This window comes from Chloroflexota bacterium (assembly GCA_009840625.1).
Taxonomy (GTDB): domain Bacteria; phylum Chloroflexota; class UBA11872; order UBA11872; family VXNJ01; genus VXNJ01.
Map to the genome: position 1 here is coordinate 30,516 of VXNJ01000017.1, position 16,033 is coordinate 46,548.

Consider the following 16,033-nt stretch of genomic DNA (forward strand, 5'->3'; position numbering starts at 1 on the left):
TTGCTTGGCTGTCGCCCAATTTACGGGTTGAGGGCGGTTAGATGGCGGTTGAAATGGCGCTCTAGAAAGTCCCCGTAGAGTTCGGATTCGCACTCGACCTGGTCTTTGACCAGCGGGCCAAGCTGAGGATCGGTGAGGATCGATCCGAAAGTCACGTGCGCGATCTGACGACCGGCGTCACGGTCCAGATAGGCGTCGGCGAGTTCGGCGGCGGTGACCTGTTCCGGCGGCGGCGCGTCGTCCAGGCCGATCGAGAGGTGGTACGTGTCGCGGTCGCGCGCAAAGTGCCGGCGCGCGGCCCCGATTACGCGGCCGAACAGGGCGGAGTCGGTCGCCGCGATTACCCGCAGCGCCTCCAGGTAGCTGGTGCCGGCGGTCTTGACGTGGAAAGCCCCTCCGGTGGCGCGCGCGAAACCGGGATAGATCGAAAGTTTGTCCGAGCCCGAATGCAGGCTGAGCTTGTACGGGCCGAGAACCTGGGCGACCCGGGCGTGGGCGTTTGCGTCGCGTTCAAATTCCAGCGGATCGCCGATGTAGTCGATGCCCTTCTCGAATCCGCCGACGTAGCGCGGCGCCAGAGCGGCCAGGCCAACCCCCGAATCCAGGAGCCGGCTGGCGACGATCCAGTGCTCGGCCAGGGTGGTCGGGCGCGTCGTCTCGTCGACGCTGACCTCGATTTCATAGCCGAGCGAGGCGGCCCGGCAGGACCGGTCGATGGCGGTGGCCATTTCGAGGCTGAAATTGACCGCCCGCCCGTATTTGACCGCGCAACGGGCCAGGCCCTCCGGACCGATGCTGATGCGAACGCCCTCTCCGAGGTCGGCCTCCACGCCCTCAAACTCTTCGATCCAGGGGACCTGGTCGCGGATCTCGGCGAAGGCCAGCCGCAACTGGTCCCGGTCCATCGAATCGGCCTCGGCGACCACGTGGTCGGAGGGGTCTATCGTGAAGAACGAATAGCCGGCGGCGACGAAGGCCTCAATGTCCCCGAATTCTTTCAGGTGGTCGGCGTCGGCGCCCCAAGGTTGGGCGAATCCGGCCGCGTCGACCGCCGCCTGGGCTGCCTCCGCAACCGCCGCGCAGCTGCGCCGGGTGCGTTCCAGTTCGCGAACTGATTGCTGGGCAAACACCGCCCTGACCGGCCCCCCGGTCTGCAGATGGGCGCGAATGTGCCCCGGGGTGGCAAGCCCCAGCCGGTCACCGTAACCGAAAGACGGTTCCAGGCCCAGCGGGGCGGGTCGATTCACGGCCGGCGGGCCGGAACGTGGAATTAGCCGGAACCGGCCAGCACGCCAGGTTTGGTGGCCGGGCTGGGCAGGTTCTCGACGAAGTGGATGGCTTCCATCGCGGCTTTGACGCCTTCGCCGGCCGACGTGGCGGCCTGGCGGAAGTGGTCGTCCTGGACCTCGCCGGCCGCAAAAATCCCGGGCACCGAGGTGTGCATCATTTCGTCGGCTTTAAGGTAACCGCCGGGCTTGAGCTCCAGCTTGTCCCGGTAGAGCTCGGTATTGGGATCGTGCCCGATGAAGATGAAGAACCCTTCCACCGGCAGCTCCGAGGTCTGGCCGGTCTTGAGGTTGCGCACGCGAACGTGTTCGACCACGTTTTCGCCGGCGATCTCCTCGACTACGCTGTCCCAGACGAACTCGAGTTTGGGTTCGGAGAACGCCCGTTCGGCGAGCGTTGCCCCGGCGCGCAGCTGGTCGCGGCGATGGATCACGTACACCTTGGACGCGAACCGGGCCAGGAAAAGCCCTTCCTGCATCGCGCTGTCGCCGCCGCCGACCAGGGCGGTCGGGGCGTCGGCAAAGAACGCGGCATCACAGGTGGCGCAGGTGGAAACGCCGCGGCCCCAGAATTTTTCCTCGCCGGGGACGCCCAGCGTCTTGGCGCGGGCCCCGGTGGCCGCCACAACTGCTTTGGCCTGATAGGTGTCGGCGCGCCCGTTCAGAGTAAAGGGCGGACCATCGACCTCGAGCGATTCGATGTGATCGAATACCGTCTCGGCGCCGAACCGCTCGGCCTGGGCCTTCATTCGTTCGGTCAGTTCCGGACCGGTGATGCCGTCCTCGAATCCGGGATAGTTCTCGACATCGTGGGTGGTCGCGATCTGGCCGCCGAAGGCCTCGCCGGTGAACACCAGGGTCGACATGTTGGCCCGGGCGGCGTAAACGGCCGCCGAAAGACCGGCGGTGCCGGACCCGATGATTGCGATGTCACAGCTGCGCATTGGAATTTCTTTGCTACTGGCGCGAGCGGCGCCGGCTGTTCCCAAGACCTCGCGTCGAGGTTACTGCGTTTCCTGGAGCGAGCGGAGGTAATTGATCACCTGCCAGCGCTCTTCCGGAGTAAGCAGCTTCTGGAAGGAAGGCATGTTGGCCTGGCCGTGGGTGAGCACTCCGTAAAGGTAGCCGTCGCTGACCACTGCGGCGACGCCGGTCAATAGCGATGGCGGTGCCCGCACGCCGGCGACTGTGAACTGCCCGGTGAGCTCGGAAACGCCGTCGGCGGCCACGCCGTGGCACATCGCGCAATTGACCGCGTAAACGACATGACCTTCGCCAATCGACGCCTCATCGAGCCGGACCGGATTTGGCAGGTCCGTCATTTCGGCCTGGGCGATAACGTATTCGGCCCCGCTGGTGGGAACGCTGCCCTCCGGGATCGGCGCGTAAGGGGGTTCCTGCACGCGGTAGGACTCCTGGTAGTGCATCTCCGGGAAGATGTCCAGCGGATACGCGCCGACTTCGCAACCGGTCAGCGTCAGCGACGCCAACGCGGCGGCGAGCAGCCCCAGCCGGGCCGGGGCAGCCAGGAATCGGCGCAGAATCATCTAGGTCGCGCTGGGGGCGGCCTCAAGCAGGCTACCCTCGGAATCGAGAATGTCGACCGCGCCGGCCCCGGCCAGCACGTCGCGGCCGCGCGCGATTTCGTCGTCTTCGGCGTTAAGCGAGACCCCGACGTAACCATCCCCCAGCCGGTCGTCGTAGAGGCTTATGCCGTCCGGCAGGCGCGACTCGAACAGGACTCCCAGGACGGTGAACAGGACGGCCCCGATCATCGTTCCTTCGTAAAGGATCTGGAACACCGCCGGAAGGGCGACGATCGGCTTGCCGCCGGTCACCAGCGGCAGGGTTACCTGGGCCCCGACCAGCCAGGCGACGCCGAGCGCGAACCCGCAGGCCGCGCCGGCGAAGGGGAAGGTGTAGAGGCGGTGCTTGGTGTGCGGTTCGCCGAATGCGCCCTCGGGATAGGGAACCCCGGAGACAACGTCGACGGCAGTGTCGGCAAAACCGGCGGTGCGCAGCCCCTCGACCGCGTCCGCGGCGGAATCGACGCTGTCGTAGATCGCCAGCAGTTCGGATTTGGGCATGCCTGCCTGCCTTACTCGCGGATTGTGGCCGGCACTTCGGCGCGGCCAATTTTGATTTTTCGGGCCAGTATCATTCCTTCCTTGATGTCAACCGCCGGCATGATGGGCACCACCTTGGAGAAGACGAGTACCCCGACCATGACGAAGGCGAACGAGGCGGCCACTAGGATGGCCTCGGAGATCGAAGGAACGTAGGTCGAGTAGGTAAAGGTGAGCGACGACTTGCGCTCCAGGGCCGGAACGATCAGGATGTAGCGCTCCAACCACATCCCGATGTTGACCAGGATGGTGGTAAAGAACATCCAGCCGTACGAGCGCCGCACCGACCTAAACAGCCAGAGCGGTACCGGGATGATGTAGGCGGTGAATATGAAGACGATCGCCACGATCGGGAACGGCCATTCCCAGACGCGTCGGTGCCAGGTGTCCACCTCGGTCGGTTCCAGCCCGTAGAGGCCGAAGCCGAAGTCCAGGAACAGGAAGAACAGCCAACCGGTGGCCACCGCGATCAGCAACCGGGCCAGGGCGTCGATGTGGTCGCGGGTGATGAAGTCCTCGAGCTTGAACGCCCATTTCATGACGATCATGGCGGTGACGACGCACGAAACGCCCGAGTGCACCGCTCCGATGACGAAGTAGGGGGCAAACACCGTGTTGTGCCAGCCGGGCACCGAGGTGACCGCAAAGTCCCAGGAAACGATCGAGTGCACCGAGACGAAGATCGGCAGGATGATCGCCGAGAGCAGTATCCCGGCGACCGCCTGGATGCGCCACTGCCGGGTCGATCCCTTAAATCCCAGCGCCAGGATCGTGAACAGGGCCCGGCGGATCGGGTCCTGAGAGCGGTCGCGCGCCAGGGCAAGGTCGGGCAGCAGGGCCACGTAGACGAATAGGATCGTGGAGGTCAGATAGGTAAAGATCGCCGAGGGGTCCCAGACCAGCGGTGATCGCGGGTTCGGCCACATGCCGCGGATGAAGTCGTAGGGGAAGGCCCAGTAGGCGGTGCGCCACGGCCGACCGGAGTGAATCAGCGGAAACAGGACCGCGGCCTGCAGCGAGAAGATCGTCACGACCTCGGCGGCGCGGGTAACCGGCCGGCGGAATTCGGCCTGGGTCAGGCGAAGGATCGCCGATACGAATACGCCGGCGTGCGAGATTCCGATCCAGAACACGAAGTTGACGATCAGGAATCCCCAGTACACCGGGTGTGAATAACCGAGGAATTCAAGGCCCCAGTAGAGCATCGTCAGGAACACGACCGCGCCCAGCATGAACACGAACCCGAGTCCGCCCGACCAGGTGAAGAACCAGCGCGGCGTGGTCATGACGAAATTGAGCAGGCGCTGATCGGCGGTCCGCTGATCGAGCATTACCGGTTCTTGCATTAGTGCTCCTCGCGCGCGCCGCTAGTCTGGTTTGGCCAGTAGCAGGAACTTGGCCCGGCCGTAGTCGACCTCGTCGCGGTACAGCGCGCCCTCGCGCATTTCCCAGCCCGAGAGCAGCGGGATCCAGCGGGCGCTGAATATGTACGCGAACGCCAGCAGGCCTATCCAGCCGACGATGAACAGGACGTCGTCCAGGGCCGGCCAGACCGCCGCCGGCAACGGGTCCAGCGGCCCGTGACCGGTGACTTCGGTGTTTGAGATCGCCGGAACGAACAGCCGGACCCGGTCGGCGAACGATCCGACCAGGGCCACCACCGCCACCAGCGCCAGGAGGTGGAAGCGGCGCCGCAGCGGGTTAAAGATCAGGCAGACGAAGGGTATTCCGAAGTGGCAGACCCCGGCGATTGCGAATGCGATTCCGTAGACCTCGGCGATGTTGACCTGCATGGCGGCGACTTCGCCGGGCAGGCGGGCGTACCAGACGAGCACGAAATCGGCCCAGAAGAAGTAGAAAACCAGGAGGGTGAAGGCCAGGAATATCCGGCCCAGATTTATCGCCTGCTCGGTCCCGATGTAGGGACGCACCTCGGGACAGAAGCGTCTTGCCAGGTAGGCGGTCAGCACAACCAGCGCGGTGGCGGTCTGGAATCCGGTGACCACGTGGTAGGCCGGGAAGATGCCCGAGCGCCAGCCCGGGATCAGGCTCTGTCCCAGGTCGGTGGTCAGGATCATGGTCGTGTAGACCAGCATCATCAGGTAGAAAGCGCCCAGCAACTTGGCGAACATCTTCAGCGCGCGCCACTGGCGCGGATTGCCCCGCCAGCCCACCGTTAGGAATCGGCAGGATCGGTTGGCCGCCAGGTCGGGAATGCTGGTAACCCAGAGCAGCCCGAGCCCGGCAAAGGCCATTGTTGCGAGTGCCAGGGCGTCGGTGATGACCGGTGCGCCGAACCTGAATTCGAACCATAGGCTCGCCCGCCCGTCCAGCGACGGCAGGCTGTGCAGTACCGGGATCAGGAGCGCGTAGCCCAGTACGGAGGGAATCGCGAACAGGGTCGCGATGCGCCGCACTGGGTAGCTCCAGTAACCGCGCGTCATGCGGGTTGCATAGGCCAGCAACGGCGCGGTCGATACCGTCGCCAGCATCCACATCAGGGTGGCGGTCGGGTAGGCAAATTCGGGTCGGTCCGCCCACTCGAAGAGCCGCAAAACGTACATGACCACGCCCAGGATTGCCAGCAGGGCGATCAGCAACTGGGCCGCGTTGGCCAGGCTGAAGCTGATCCCGCGCGGGCGAAAACCGCTGCCGGGAGCGATCGCCAGGGCGGCCGGTTCGGGTCCCGACATCAGTGGTGCTCGTCTTCCACGTGGGCGAACGGGTCCACCTTGGCCAGGTAGACGACGCCCGGCTCGGTGCCGCGCTCTTCCAGCAGGATGTAGGAGCGCTCGTCTTCCGACCGCTCGGCGGCGTGCGAGAAGGGATCGTTCAGGTCACCGAAAACGAGCGCGTGGGTCGGACAGGCCTGCACGCAGGCCGGCGAGACGTCGCCGTCGGCAACTTCGCGGCCCTGGCGACTGGCGTCGACCCGGGCGCGGTTGATCCGCTGCACGCAGAACGTGCACTTTTCGATGATTCCCTTGGTGCGCACGGTCACGTCGGGATTGAGCTGGTTCTCCAGATCGCCCGGCCACTCGGGGTTCCAGAAATTGAAGTGCCGGACCGAGTACGGGCAGCCGTTGGCGCAGAAGCGGGTGCCGATGCAGCGGTTGTAGACCTGTACGTTCAGGCCCTCTTCGTTGTGGTACGTAGCCCATGCCGGGCAGACCGGCTCACACGGGGCGGTGGCGCAGTGCTGGCACATGACCGGCAGGAAGCGGGCCTTGGCGTTCGGATATTCGCCCTCCCAGTAGCGCTCGATGCGGATCCAGGCCTTGGCGCGCTTCTCGTTGACCCGCTGCTCTTCGTTCAGCGCGACGTTGTTCTCGGCCTGACAGGCGACCACGCAGGCCTGGCAGCCGGTGCAGAGATCGGCGTCGACGACCATGCCCCAGCGGACGCCGCCGGAGCTTGCGGCGCGTTCTTCGGCGGAGATGGTCCGGGCGCCGGCATTGGCGGCCGCGCGGGCGGCGGCTTCGTTGTTGACGGCGGTGGGGATGCTAGCCATTGACAATCTTTACCGGCGGAGATTCGGCATCGTTGCGGGGATCCTCGATCAGTTCGAAGGTGGGCATCAGGGTGGTGCGGTCGAGCCGGCTTATCCGGGCCCGGGCGGACGCGAAGGCCATGCCCCCGGCGGCGCTGGTCAGGTCCGGCAGGAGCGCGCGCACGTTGCTGCCGCGGCCCTCGTTCCATCGACCGCTGAAGTTGCGGCCCTGTCCCTCGGGCACCGCGATTAGACCGGGCCCGATCGTCGGGGCCGGGTAGACCGGGACGTCGGCCGAACCGGCGATCGTCTGAATCCGCAGCACGTCACCGCGCTGGATGCCCATCGCGCGGGCCTGCTCGGGATTCATCTCCACCCAAGTTTTCCAGGTCATCGTGGTCAGCGGGTCGGGCGTCGCCTGCAACCAGGGCTGGGCCCCGGTCTGCGGGTCGGTTCCGATTCCCACCGTCTGGAAAGGAATGAGATTGAACGGGTAGGAGGCCGCGTCGCCGGAGAAGATGGGCACCCGCAGGCGCCCGGCGTCCCAGGCCGGGGTGGCGGCGAAAGCCTGCGCCTGACCCAGGTCCGGCCCCCAGACCCCGCCGCGCCGCAGGATGTCGATCCAGCCGGCCTCGGCGGTCGCGTCGCCCGGAGTCAAGCCCAGGGCCGCGAGCACCATGTTCTTGGTGGCGCTCTGCTGGGAGTCGAAAAGGACGCTGTTCTCGCCGAAGAGTTCGGAGGAGACCGCGATCAGCAGGTCGCCGAACGAGCGGGCCTGGGTGAGCGGGGTGACCACCGGCTGCTGCAGCCCCAGCACCAGTTCGCCGCGCAGCGGCTCGGGCAGGTAGGCGCCCCATTCCTCGAACGGGTGGGCGCCGGGGAGCACCAGATCGGCCCGGGCGAGGGTCTCGTTCATGAACGCGCCCATGCCAACGACCGCGCCGGCCGCCGCAAGCGCCTGCTCGAAACCGGCCGCCGGCAGATCGTGGACCGGATCGATCTCGTAGACGAAGACCAAATCGGGAGCCGCGCCGCCGCTCCAGGAATCGGCCAGGGCGCTGGCGGCGCGCGCGCTGATGGCCGGACCGGCCGCGCGCATGTGTTCCCAATTCGACTCTGGATTGGCGTTTACGCCGCCGGGCAGCGAATCGTTGCCGACCAGGCGGTTCAGCAGCATCACGGCGGCGGCGATCTGGTCGCCGTAGACGTGTCCGAGTGCCGATCCGCCGACCAGCGCCAGACCGGGCTGGGCAGCCACGAATTCGTGCGCCAGTTCGCGGATCGTATCGGCCGGAATGCCGGAGAGGGCGGCCACGCTGTCAGGGGCGAATGCATCCAGGGCGGAGATGCCGCCGGACGCGGAGAGCAGGCGCTCGGCGGCGGCGGCGTCGACCAGCCCGGCGCTGACCAGTTCGTTGGCTATCGCCAGGGCGACATGGCCCTCGTAACCCGGGTGCACCGGCAGCCAGCGGTCGGCGTTGGCTCCGGTAAGCGACATGTGCGGTTCGATTTGAGTTAGCAGGCCGCGCCCGCCGTTGCCGCGGCCGCGGAAATCCGCGTAGGCGCCGGAATAGGCGACCGGCGACAGCTCGGTGCCCAGGAAATCGGACCCGAAGGAGATGATCGAGCGGGCCCGGGCGATGTCGAAGTGGGGGAGCGAATTGACCCCGTAGACCTGCCGCAGGGCAAATCGCAGGTTCGCCTGGTCGGCCGGCCCGAGGCTGACGTGGTCGGCCTTGGACCAGAGCCGGAAAGAGTCGAGCAGGCGCTGCTTGACCGGGTCGAGTCGGCCGGTGAGGAACGTGGCGCCGGCTCCCCCGCCCATCCGGTCGGTGATGAAGGCCAGCGCCCGGTCCCAACTGATCGGGCGGAATTCGCCTGAGCCGGGTTCGCCGGTGCGCAGCAGCGGGGTGGCGATGCGGTCGGGGTGGTAGACGGACTGCACGCCGGCCTGGGCGCGGGCCGAACTCTTGCCCAGGTTGATCGGGAACTGGGGATTGCCCTCGACCTTCTTGGCGCGCCCGTCGACGGTTCGCACGACGACGCCGTTCGCGGCGAACGGGTCGTGCGCGTCGAGGGTGGCGAACCAGAGGTCCTCGCCGGGCAGTGACTGCTCGGGCGAGAGCGCGAAGCTCTTGACCCGGGATTCGCGCTCGGGCGCCGCGCAGCCCACGATCAGGCCGCTGCCCAGCAGCGCGCCGGCGGAGCCGAGCAGGAAGTTGCGGCGACGTATCTTGCGGTTCATCGGCACTACTTGTGGCAGATCGCGCAGTCGAGCGACGCGAAGTCGGGATTGATCGGGTGCGGGTTGTTCTCACCGATCGAGGCGTCGTTGGTGTTGCGGTGGCACCCCATACAGGTGCCCATGTTCAGGTTCACCACCTGTTTGACGGTGCTCATGCTGGCCACGTCGCCGTGGCAGGTCGAGCACTCGATTCCGGCGTCGATGTGCGGCGAGTGCACGAACCGGACGTGGTCGGGGAGGCGGTGCACCCTGACCCAGTCGATCCCCGTCCCGGTCTCAAAAGCCTGTCGCAACTGCTGGATCGGTTCGCGGTCGGTGGCCACGACCGAGTGACAGAACATGCACTGCTCGACCGACGGAATCGTGGCGGCGGCCTGCTCGTCGGCGCCGCGGTGGCAGAACTCGCATTCGATGCCCAGTTCGCCGGCGTGAATGGCGTGCGAGAAGGGGATCGGCTGCTCCGGCGCGGCGCGGGCGGTCCCACCCGAGGCGGCCAGGAAGACCAGCACGACGACGCCGGTTACCGCGCCGCCGCCCAGCAGCACGCCGGGAACGGTGAGCAGGATGATCTGCTGCAAGCTCAGCCGCGGCAGGAACGCGGTGAGCGCCGACAGGATGTCGATCTTCATACGAACATGCGCGGGTAAATGTCCGGCAGGACCTCAAGCCCAAGCAGGGCCCCTTTAACCAGGACCACGATCGCCAGCAACCCGAACGCGACCACGGCCGGGTAGACCAGCAGCCTGATGATCGCCCCGACGCGCGGGTCGAGGTCGCCGGTATAGACCAACGACGGAGCCATCGAGTGCGCCAGCAGGTAGGAAGCTGCGGAAATGACGAGACAGAGCGCGAAAACCCACGCATGTGCGGCGATGGCCGACATTTGCACCCAGTCGTTTTGGGTTAGCGGGGCTATCTCCAAGCCGGTGAAAGTCCTAAGCGGTCGTTTTCAAAAAAAAGACGGCTATTCCAACCCCGAAACCCGGACCTGGGATTTGCCGACCCCGGTTGCCGGGCTGGCGCCGTCTCCGGACCATGCGCAGACGTGCCTTGCGCGACAACATGCAAATCTTACCGCAGATATGGGGTTGAATCGACTTTCGGGCCGCCGCTGCGGCCGGATTGGCGCACGGCATTTAGCCTTGCCAGGCCAGGGCGACGCCGGTGTAGGTTTCCTTGTCCTCGAGCAGGCCGCGGTAGGCGATTTCAATGTCCTGTGGCGGCATTCGGTGCGAGATCAACGGCGCAATCTGCAATCGCCCGCGCGTGGCCAGATCTAGAACCGTCGCCAGGTTGCCCATGGTCGACTGATCGAACCCCGGCTGCGGCCAGAAAGGGATCAGTTGCTGCAGCGAACCGCGCAGCTTGATCCCGCGCAGCTTGACCGCGCGCGCGAGCGGAGTCAAGTCGGTGCGATGTTCGCGCCGCGGGGACCCGAGCAGGACGATCTGTCCGAATTTGCGCACGTGGCCGTGAATGGCGTCTATCACGGCGGCCTCGCCGACCGCGTCAACGCCGATGTCCAAGCTCTCGTCGCCGCCCATGGCGCAAATCTCGTCGCGGATGGCGGCCGCTTCAGGAGAAACGGCCGCGTCGATTCCGAGCGAAATCGCAACCTGGCGACGCGAAGCGGTCGGATCGATTCCGATGACCCGACAGCCGGCCAACCGGTACAGCTGGGCGGCCATGTTGCCGATCATGCCCAGGCCCCAGACACCGACCTTGTCGTTTAGTCGCCAGCGGGTATTCGATAAGGCGCTCAGGGCTATCTCGGGCATGATGCAGGCGGCCGCGACCGCGCCGTCAAGTCCCTCGGGGACTCGCGTGAGCATTTTGTCGATGGGCAGACCGCCCATAGCACCCGGTTCGTAGACCCTCAGATGTTGAATCTGCTGGTGCTTGCTTGAACTGAACACCCGATCCCCGACCTGGTAACCACTGACGCCGGCGCCCAATTCCACAATCCGTCCCACGTTGGCGTAACCGGCCGCCCACGGATAGGCGCACCAGGACCCCGGGACGTCAACGCTCCGGTCCAGGCCGGTGTAGTTGGCCAACTCGGTACCGGCGGAAATGAACGTGTATTCGGTTTCGACGGCGACCTGGCCGGGACCTGGTCGCCTGGGGATTTCGATCTCATCCAGGAGGACCCGATGGCGTCCGGGGACCAGTACGCGCTTGACCCGCATGTTCATGCGCGCGCCCGCCCGCCTTCAATCACGCCCGGGATTGCGGCTGGCACTATCCCTCCCAGATCAGGGCGACCCCGCTGTAGTGCTCTTTGTCGTTGAGCAGCCCCTGGTAGGCGCGTTCGATTTCCTGCGGCTGCATCCTGTGCGAGATCAGCGGCTCGATCTGCAGGCGACCGCGCGCGGCCAGGTCAAAGACCGTTTCCAGGTTGTGAAGGGTCGACTCATCGATCGCGGTCTGGGGAGTCAGCGGAATCAACCATTCGAGCGATCCGCGCAGCTTGAGCCCGCTCCAGTGGATGTGCGAGAGGAGCGGATTCATGTCGGCCACGTGCTCGCGGCGCGGCGAACCCAGCAGGGTCAGTTGCCCGAACCGGCGCACGAACTTGTAGGCTTCGGCCAGGATCGCCGATTCGCCGACCGCATCGATCGCGATGTCCAGGCCCGCGGTTGCCCCCAGGGAGTCCATCTGGGACCTGATTTCGCCGGGTTCCGGGGTTGCTACCGCACCGATCCCGACGGCCTGGGCCAGGTCGCGCCGGAACCCGGCCGGATCGATCCCGATCACCCGGCAGCCGGCCAGCTGGAACAGCTGCGCGGCCATGTTGCCGACCATCCCCAGGCCCCAGACGCCGACGGTGTCGTTGAGGCGCCATTCGGTATTCGACAGCGAGCTCATCGCCACCAGCGGCATCCGGCAGGCGGCCGCGACCGCCCCGTCCAGCGATTCCGGGACCTTGACCAGCAGCGATCCGGCGGCGTTCACCCCCAGGCCCGGACCCCCGTGGGTGACGAAGGTTACCTTCTGGTGCTTTCCGAACGAGAAGACCCGTTCGCCGACTTCGAATCCCTCGACCTCCTCGCCGACCTGGAGCACGCGGCCGACGTTGGCGTAGCCGGACGGCCAGGGGTATTCGCACCAGGAGCCGGGGGTGTCTACGTTCCGATCCAGGCCGGTGTAATTGGCCAGTTCGGTGCCGGCGGAAATGAACGTCGCCTCGGTCTCGACCATTACCTCGCCCGGACCAGGCCGGTCGGCTATCTCGATTTCTTCCAGATAGACCTGGTTCCTGCCCGCCACCAGCACCCGGTTAGTGCGCATTTGCCGACCCTGCCTTGCTCGATTCCCACCCGCGCCGGACGCCCGTGCGGCGAGCCGGACCGGGAAGCGCTCCACCAATAACATCAATTTATTGATAAGTGGGGTGGGCCAATGGCAATAGAAACGGTGGCGGTCAAGCGGACGCCGGCGGCGGCGCGGCGGCTGGCGAATTCGGCGCGCAGGTTCCTGGACGGGCTGGACGCCGCGCAACTGGAGGAGGCGCAGAGGCCGTTCGAGGACGTTCTGCGCTTCGAGTGGAATTACGTACCGGTGATACGTTCCGGCCTGCGTCTGGACGCTATGACCGGCCCGCAGCAGAAGCGGGCCAAGGAACTGGTCGATGCCGCCCTCTCGGTGCGCGGCGCCCGCCAGGCGCGCGAAATCATCGATCACGAAGCGGTGCTGGGCGAATGGGAGGCGATGTCCGGCGTCGAGCACGACACCCGCGTGATGCTGGCCCGCAACCCGCTCTTCTACTACTTCTCGGTGTTCGGCGAGCCGGGCGGGTCCGACCCCTGGGGCATAAAGGTCGGCGGTCACCACATCGGGGTCAACATAAATGTCATCGACGGGGACTACATCGCCCCGGTCCCGCTCTTCCTGGGTGCCAACCCGGCCGAAGTCAAGCACGGCCCCAAGATCGGCCACCGCATCCTGGCCGAGGAGGAGGACCTGGCGCGGGCCTTGCTGGGTTCGTTGTCCCCGGACCAGAAGGGGTTGGCCATCGTCGATCCGGTGGCCCCGTTCGATATCCTGACCGTCAACTACCGGACCATCAAACCCGGGATGACCCCCAAGGGGATACCTTTCCAGAACCTTAATGGCGAGCAGCGCTCGCGCCTGGCCAGGCTGGTCAAGCACTACGTCGACCGGGCCGCCGAGGACGTGGCCGGAACCCAGTGGCGGCGTATCGAGCGCAACGAACTCGGTCAGTCCGGTTTCGCCTGGGCCGGGCCCGAACGAAAGGGTTCGGGGCACTACTACACGATCGGTTCACCCGGATTCGTGATCGAATACGACAACGTCCAGAACCATGCCAACCACATCCACTCGGTCTGGCGGGACTTCAGCAACGACTGGGGCGGGGATCTGCTCGCCGCCCACTACCGCGACCACGAATCTCACCATCACCACTAGGCCGGTGCCGGCCTTGGCGGAGAAACGGTCCGGCGGTTGATCGCCAGCGTCATCTTCGACTTCGACGGGGTCATTCTCGATACGGAGAAACCCAATTTCGAAAGCTGGCGGGAAGTATTCGCTTCCCACGGCGTGGAGCTGGACCTTGGACATTGGTCGCGGCACATCGTGGGAACCGCGGACGAATCCAACGTCTTTGGCCACCTCGAGCAATTGACCGGGAGCCGTGTAGACCGCGGGGCAGTCGAATCGGCCCGGCGCGTTCGCTATCTCCGGCAGGTCAACTCGCAAGCGCCGATGCCCGGGGTCCTGGACCGCCTGCGTGAGGCGCAGGCGCTGGGCCTGAATCTCGGCGTTGCCTCCAGCTCCTCGCGCGGCTGGGTCGAGGGCCATCTTCAGCGACTGGGCATCCTGGAGTTTTTCGGATCAATTTGGACCCGCGACGATGTGGCCAACGCCAAACCGGACCCGGAAATCTACCGGTCGGTTGCCTCCGCGCTCGGATCGCTGCCCCGGCAGGCCCTTGCCATCGAAGACTCGGCCCACGGCGTGAATTCCGCCAAGGGCGCCGGGCTGTACTGCATTGCCGTCCCCAACTCAATTACCCGGCGCCTGCAACTCTGCAACGCAGACCTGAGGATTGATTCGCTCACCGAGATCTCGTTTATAGACCTAAGCGAGGAATTGGGTCTGAAGTAATCCGACCCCTTTCCCACCCGGAGCCGTGGCGGGAATTGGTGCCTTTGGGCCGGCCCGGTAGCTTAGAAAAAGGAACGCTGACCGTTTCCAAGGCAGGAGCTGCGGTCCGGGCGGGTTGGCCGGCGGTGAATACAACCGGAATTCGGCCAGCCCCCGGCGGGCGCCGTTGCCTGCGGACGGGAAGGGGAGCGGCGATGACCGTTGCAGCGGAGGATTCGGGTCGGCCCGGTGGACTTTGACAGGTACGAGTTGAGCTCCTCGGTTTTTGACGAAATGGTGCTCGCGGACGGGAGCCCGCGGCCGCAATGGCGCGCACTGTACGCGATGCTGGACAACCTGGACGCTTCCGATCTGGTCGCCATCCAGGAAGAAGTCAACCGGTCATTTGCGACCGAGGGGATAACTTTCACCGTCTACGGCGACGCCGAGGCCGACGAACGCATCATCCCGGTCGACTGCGTTCCCAGGCTCCTGCCGCGCGCCGACTGGGAATTCCTGGAACGGGGACTGCGCCAGCGGCTCAAGGCGGTCAACCGCTTCCTGGGCGACGTCTACGGCGCGGGGGAGATTGTCAAGGACGGGATCATTCCGGCCGACATGATCCTGACCTGTCCGCAGTACCGTCCCCAGATGCGCGGTTACGAGCCGCCGCAGGGGACCTGGGTGGCGGTCTGCGGCACCGACCTGGTGCGCACCAACGACGGTTTCTTCGTGCTTGAGGACAATCTGCGGGTCCCGTCAGGCGTCTCCTACATGATTGCCAACCGCAAGGCCGCCAAGTCGGCTCTGCGGCGCGAATTCCGCCTGCACCGCGTCCGCGAGGTGGAGCACTACGGGGCGACCCTGCGCACCACCCTTTGCGAGCTTGCGCCCGGAGGGATTTCGAATCCGACCCTGGCCGTGTTGACGCCGGGGATCTATAACTCGGCGTTCTACGAGCACATGTTCCTGGCCGGCGAAATCGGCGCAATGCTGGTCGAAGGGCGGGACCTGGTGGTCGACGACGGATTCGTCTACGCCCGCACCACCAGCGGCCTCAAGCGCATCGACGTCATCTACCGCCGGGTGGACGATGATTTTCTGGACCCGACCGTGTTCAGGCCGGATTCGCTGCTGGGGGTGCCGGGCCTGATCCACGCTTGCCGGCTGGGAAAGGTGACCCTGGCGAACGCTCCCGGCACCGGGGTGGCCGACGACAAGAGCGTCTACGCCTACGTTCCCGCGATGATCCGCTACTACCTGGACGAGCAGCCGATCCTGGCCAATGCGCCGACATTTCTGTGCCGGCGCGACGACGACCTGGCTTACACGCTCGAAAACCTGGACCAATTAGTCGTCAAGCGGGTCGGCGAGTCCGGCGGCTATGGCATGCTGGTCGGCCCGCACGCCACGGCCGACGAACGCCGCGATTACGCGGAAGGGATAAAGGCCAACCCGGCCGATTTCATCTCCCAGCCGACGCTGGCCCTTTCACGCTCGCCGTGCCTGATCGACGGGCACCTGGAATCCCGCCACGTGGATCTGCGGCCCTTCGTGCTCTGCGGGGCCGCAACCCGTATCGTGCCGGGGGCGTTTTGCCGGGTAGCGCTGCGCCGCGGGTCGCTGGTGGTCAACTCCTCGCAGGGCGGCGGCTGCAAGGACCTCTGGGTGCTGGAGGAATGATCATCTCTCATGCCGCCGGCGGGCGGACCAGGAACCGCCTCCGACCCTTGATTGCCTATGGCCGAGCGCCGCCTCGCTCCATGCCCGGTTTCGCGCA

15 protein-coding genes are annotated in these 16,033 nt (G+C 66.0%); 3 read left to right on the plus strand and 12 right to left on the minus strand.

All coding sequences use genetic code 11. From position 1 onward, the window contains the following. Positions 1–20 precede the first annotated feature (20 nt). The 12 genes from F4X41_09410 to F4X41_09465 all read right to left on the minus strand — a co-directional run bounded on the left by F4X41_09410 (position 21) and on the right by F4X41_09465 (position 12,522). Positions 21–1,271 (minus strand): hypothetical protein, encoded by a 1,251-nt coding sequence (locus F4X41_09410; GenBank protein MYB17226.1) that lies wholly within the window; start codon positions 1,269–1,271, stop codon positions 21–23. Further along, complete coding sequence (gene trxB, locus F4X41_09415; protein MYB17227.1) at positions 1,271–2,230, minus strand: thioredoxin-disulfide reductase; 960 nt, start codon at positions 2,228–2,230, stop codon at positions 1,271–1,273. Before trxB ends, F4X41_09410 begins: the two co-directional genes overlap by 1 nt. Positions 2,231–2,290: 60 nt before the next feature. Continuing rightward, positions 2,291–2,833 (minus strand): cytochrome c, encoded by a 543-nt coding sequence (locus tag F4X41_09420; protein MYB17228.1) that lies wholly within the window; start codon positions 2,831–2,833, stop codon positions 2,291–2,293. Further along, positions 2,834–3,373, minus strand: coding sequence for a DUF3341 domain-containing protein (locus tag F4X41_09425; protein ID MYB17229.1), 540 nt, complete (start codon positions 3,371–3,373; stop codon positions 2,834–2,836). A gap of 11 nt (positions 3,374–3,384) precedes the next feature. Beyond that, positions 3,385–4,758 carry a molybdopterin oxidoreductase gene (locus tag F4X41_09430; GenBank protein ID MYB17230.1) on the minus strand — a complete coding sequence of 458 codons (1,374 nt, stop codon included), beginning with the start codon at positions 4,756–4,758 and terminating at the stop codon, positions 3,385–3,387. A 21-nt stretch (positions 4,759–4,779) separates the two neighbouring features. Next, positions 4,780–6,105: a hypothetical protein gene (locus F4X41_09435; protein ID MYB17231.1), complete on the minus strand. Its 1,326-nt coding sequence runs from the start codon at positions 6,103–6,105 to the stop codon at positions 4,780–4,782. Beyond that, entirely contained in the window at positions 6,105–6,923 is an 819-nt protein-coding gene (locus F4X41_09440) for a 4Fe-4S dicluster domain-containing protein (GenBank protein MYB17232.1), read from the minus strand. Before F4X41_09440 ends, F4X41_09435 begins: the two co-directional genes overlap by 1 nt. Beyond that, positions 6,916–9,147: a molybdopterin-dependent oxidoreductase gene (locus F4X41_09445; protein MYB17233.1), complete on the minus strand. Its 2,232-nt coding sequence runs from the start codon at positions 9,145–9,147 to the stop codon at positions 6,916–6,918. The genes F4X41_09440 and F4X41_09445 overlap by 8 nt, the downstream gene beginning before the upstream one ends. 5 nt (positions 9,148–9,152) lie before the next feature. Then, the gene (locus F4X41_09450) at positions 9,153–9,776 is read right to left on the minus strand and encodes a cytochrome c3 family protein (protein MYB17234.1); all 624 of its coding nucleotides are present in this window, start codon (positions 9,774–9,776) and stop codon (positions 9,153–9,155) included. Next, positions 9,773–10,030 carry a hypothetical protein gene (locus F4X41_09455; protein ID MYB17235.1) on the minus strand — a complete coding sequence of 86 codons (258 nt, stop codon included), beginning with the start codon at positions 10,028–10,030 and terminating at the stop codon, positions 9,773–9,775. The genes F4X41_09450 and F4X41_09455 overlap by 4 nt, the downstream gene beginning before the upstream one ends. A 253-nt stretch (positions 10,031–10,283) precedes the next feature. After that, complete coding sequence (locus F4X41_09460; GenBank protein MYB17236.1) at positions 10,284–11,342, minus strand: zinc-binding alcohol dehydrogenase; 1,059 nt, start codon at positions 11,340–11,342, stop codon at positions 10,284–10,286. 46 nt (positions 11,343–11,388) lie between these two features. After that, positions 11,389–12,522, minus strand: a complete 1,134-nt coding sequence (locus tag F4X41_09465; GenBank protein MYB17237.1) for a zinc-binding alcohol dehydrogenase — start codon at positions 12,520–12,522, stop codon at positions 11,389–11,391. A gap of 27 nt (positions 12,523–12,549) precedes the next feature. Between F4X41_09465 and F4X41_09470 the strand changes: the two genes are divergently transcribed. The 3 genes from F4X41_09470 to F4X41_09480 all read left to right on the plus strand — a co-directional run bounded on the left by F4X41_09470 (position 12,550) and on the right by F4X41_09480 (position 15,936). Beyond that, positions 12,550–13,575 carry a DUF3500 domain-containing protein gene (locus F4X41_09470; protein MYB17238.1) on the plus strand — a complete coding sequence of 342 codons (1,026 nt, stop codon included), beginning with the start codon at positions 12,550–12,552 and terminating at the stop codon, positions 13,573–13,575. 36 nt (positions 13,576–13,611) lie between these two features. Continuing rightward, positions 13,612–14,274 carry an HAD-IA family hydrolase gene (locus F4X41_09475; protein ID MYB17239.1) on the plus strand — a complete coding sequence of 221 codons (663 nt, stop codon included), beginning with the start codon at positions 13,612–13,614 and terminating at the stop codon, positions 14,272–14,274. 273 nt (positions 14,275–14,547) lie between these two features. Continuing rightward, positions 14,548–15,936, plus strand: a complete 1,389-nt coding sequence (locus F4X41_09480; protein ID MYB17240.1) for a circularly permuted type 2 ATP-grasp protein — start codon at positions 14,548–14,550, stop codon at positions 15,934–15,936. The last annotated feature ends 97 nt before the right edge of the window (positions 15,937–16,033 follow it).

What these genes read in the sequence shown, in the direction of transcription:
- F4X41_09465 (MYB17237.1), bottom strand. Translation starts at nt 12,522, where the DNA reads ATGTTATTGGTGGAGCGCTTCCCGGTCCGGCTCGCCGCACGGGCGTCC.
- F4X41_09450 (MYB17234.1), bottom strand. Translation starts at nt 9,776, where the DNA reads ATGAAGATCGACATCCTGTCGGCGCTCACCGCGTTCCTGCCGCGGCTG.
- trxB (MYB17227.1), bottom strand. Translation starts at nt 2,230, where the DNA reads ATGCGCAGCTGTGACATCGCAATCATCGGGTCCGGCACCGCCGGTCTT.
- F4X41_09435 (MYB17231.1), bottom strand. Translation starts at nt 6,105, where the DNA reads ATGTCGGGACCCGAACCGGCCGCCCTGGCGATCGCTCCCGGCAGCGGT.
- F4X41_09460 (MYB17236.1), bottom strand. Translation starts at nt 11,342, where the DNA reads ATGAACATGCGGGTCAAGCGCGTACTGGTCCCCGGACGCCATCGGGTC.
- F4X41_09420 (MYB17228.1), bottom strand. Translation starts at nt 2,833, where the DNA reads ATGATTCTGCGCCGATTCCTGGCTGCCCCGGCCCGGCTGGGGCTGCTC.
- F4X41_09480 (MYB17240.1), top strand. Translation starts at nt 14,548, where the DNA reads ATGGTGCTCGCGGACGGGAGCCCGCGGCCGCAATGGCGCGCACTGTAC.
- F4X41_09445 (MYB17233.1), bottom strand. Translation starts at nt 9,147, where the DNA reads ATGAACCGCAAGATACGTCGCCGCAACTTCCTGCTCGGCTCCGCCGGC.
- F4X41_09470 (MYB17238.1), top strand. Translation starts at nt 12,550, where the DNA reads ATGGCAATAGAAACGGTGGCGGTCAAGCGGACGCCGGCGGCGGCGCGG.
- F4X41_09425 (MYB17229.1), bottom strand. Translation starts at nt 3,373, where the DNA reads ATGCCCAAATCCGAACTGCTGGCGATCTACGACAGCGTCGATTCCGCC.
- F4X41_09455 (MYB17235.1), bottom strand. Translation starts at nt 10,030, where the DNA reads ATGTCGGCCATCGCCGCACATGCGTGGGTTTTCGCGCTCTGTCTCGTC.
- F4X41_09430 (MYB17230.1), bottom strand. Translation starts at nt 4,758, where the DNA reads ATGCAAGAACCGGTAATGCTCGATCAGCGGACCGCCGATCAGCGCCTG.
- F4X41_09440 (MYB17232.1), bottom strand. Translation starts at nt 6,923, where the DNA reads ATGGCTAGCATCCCCACCGCCGTCAACAACGAAGCCGCCGCCCGCGCG.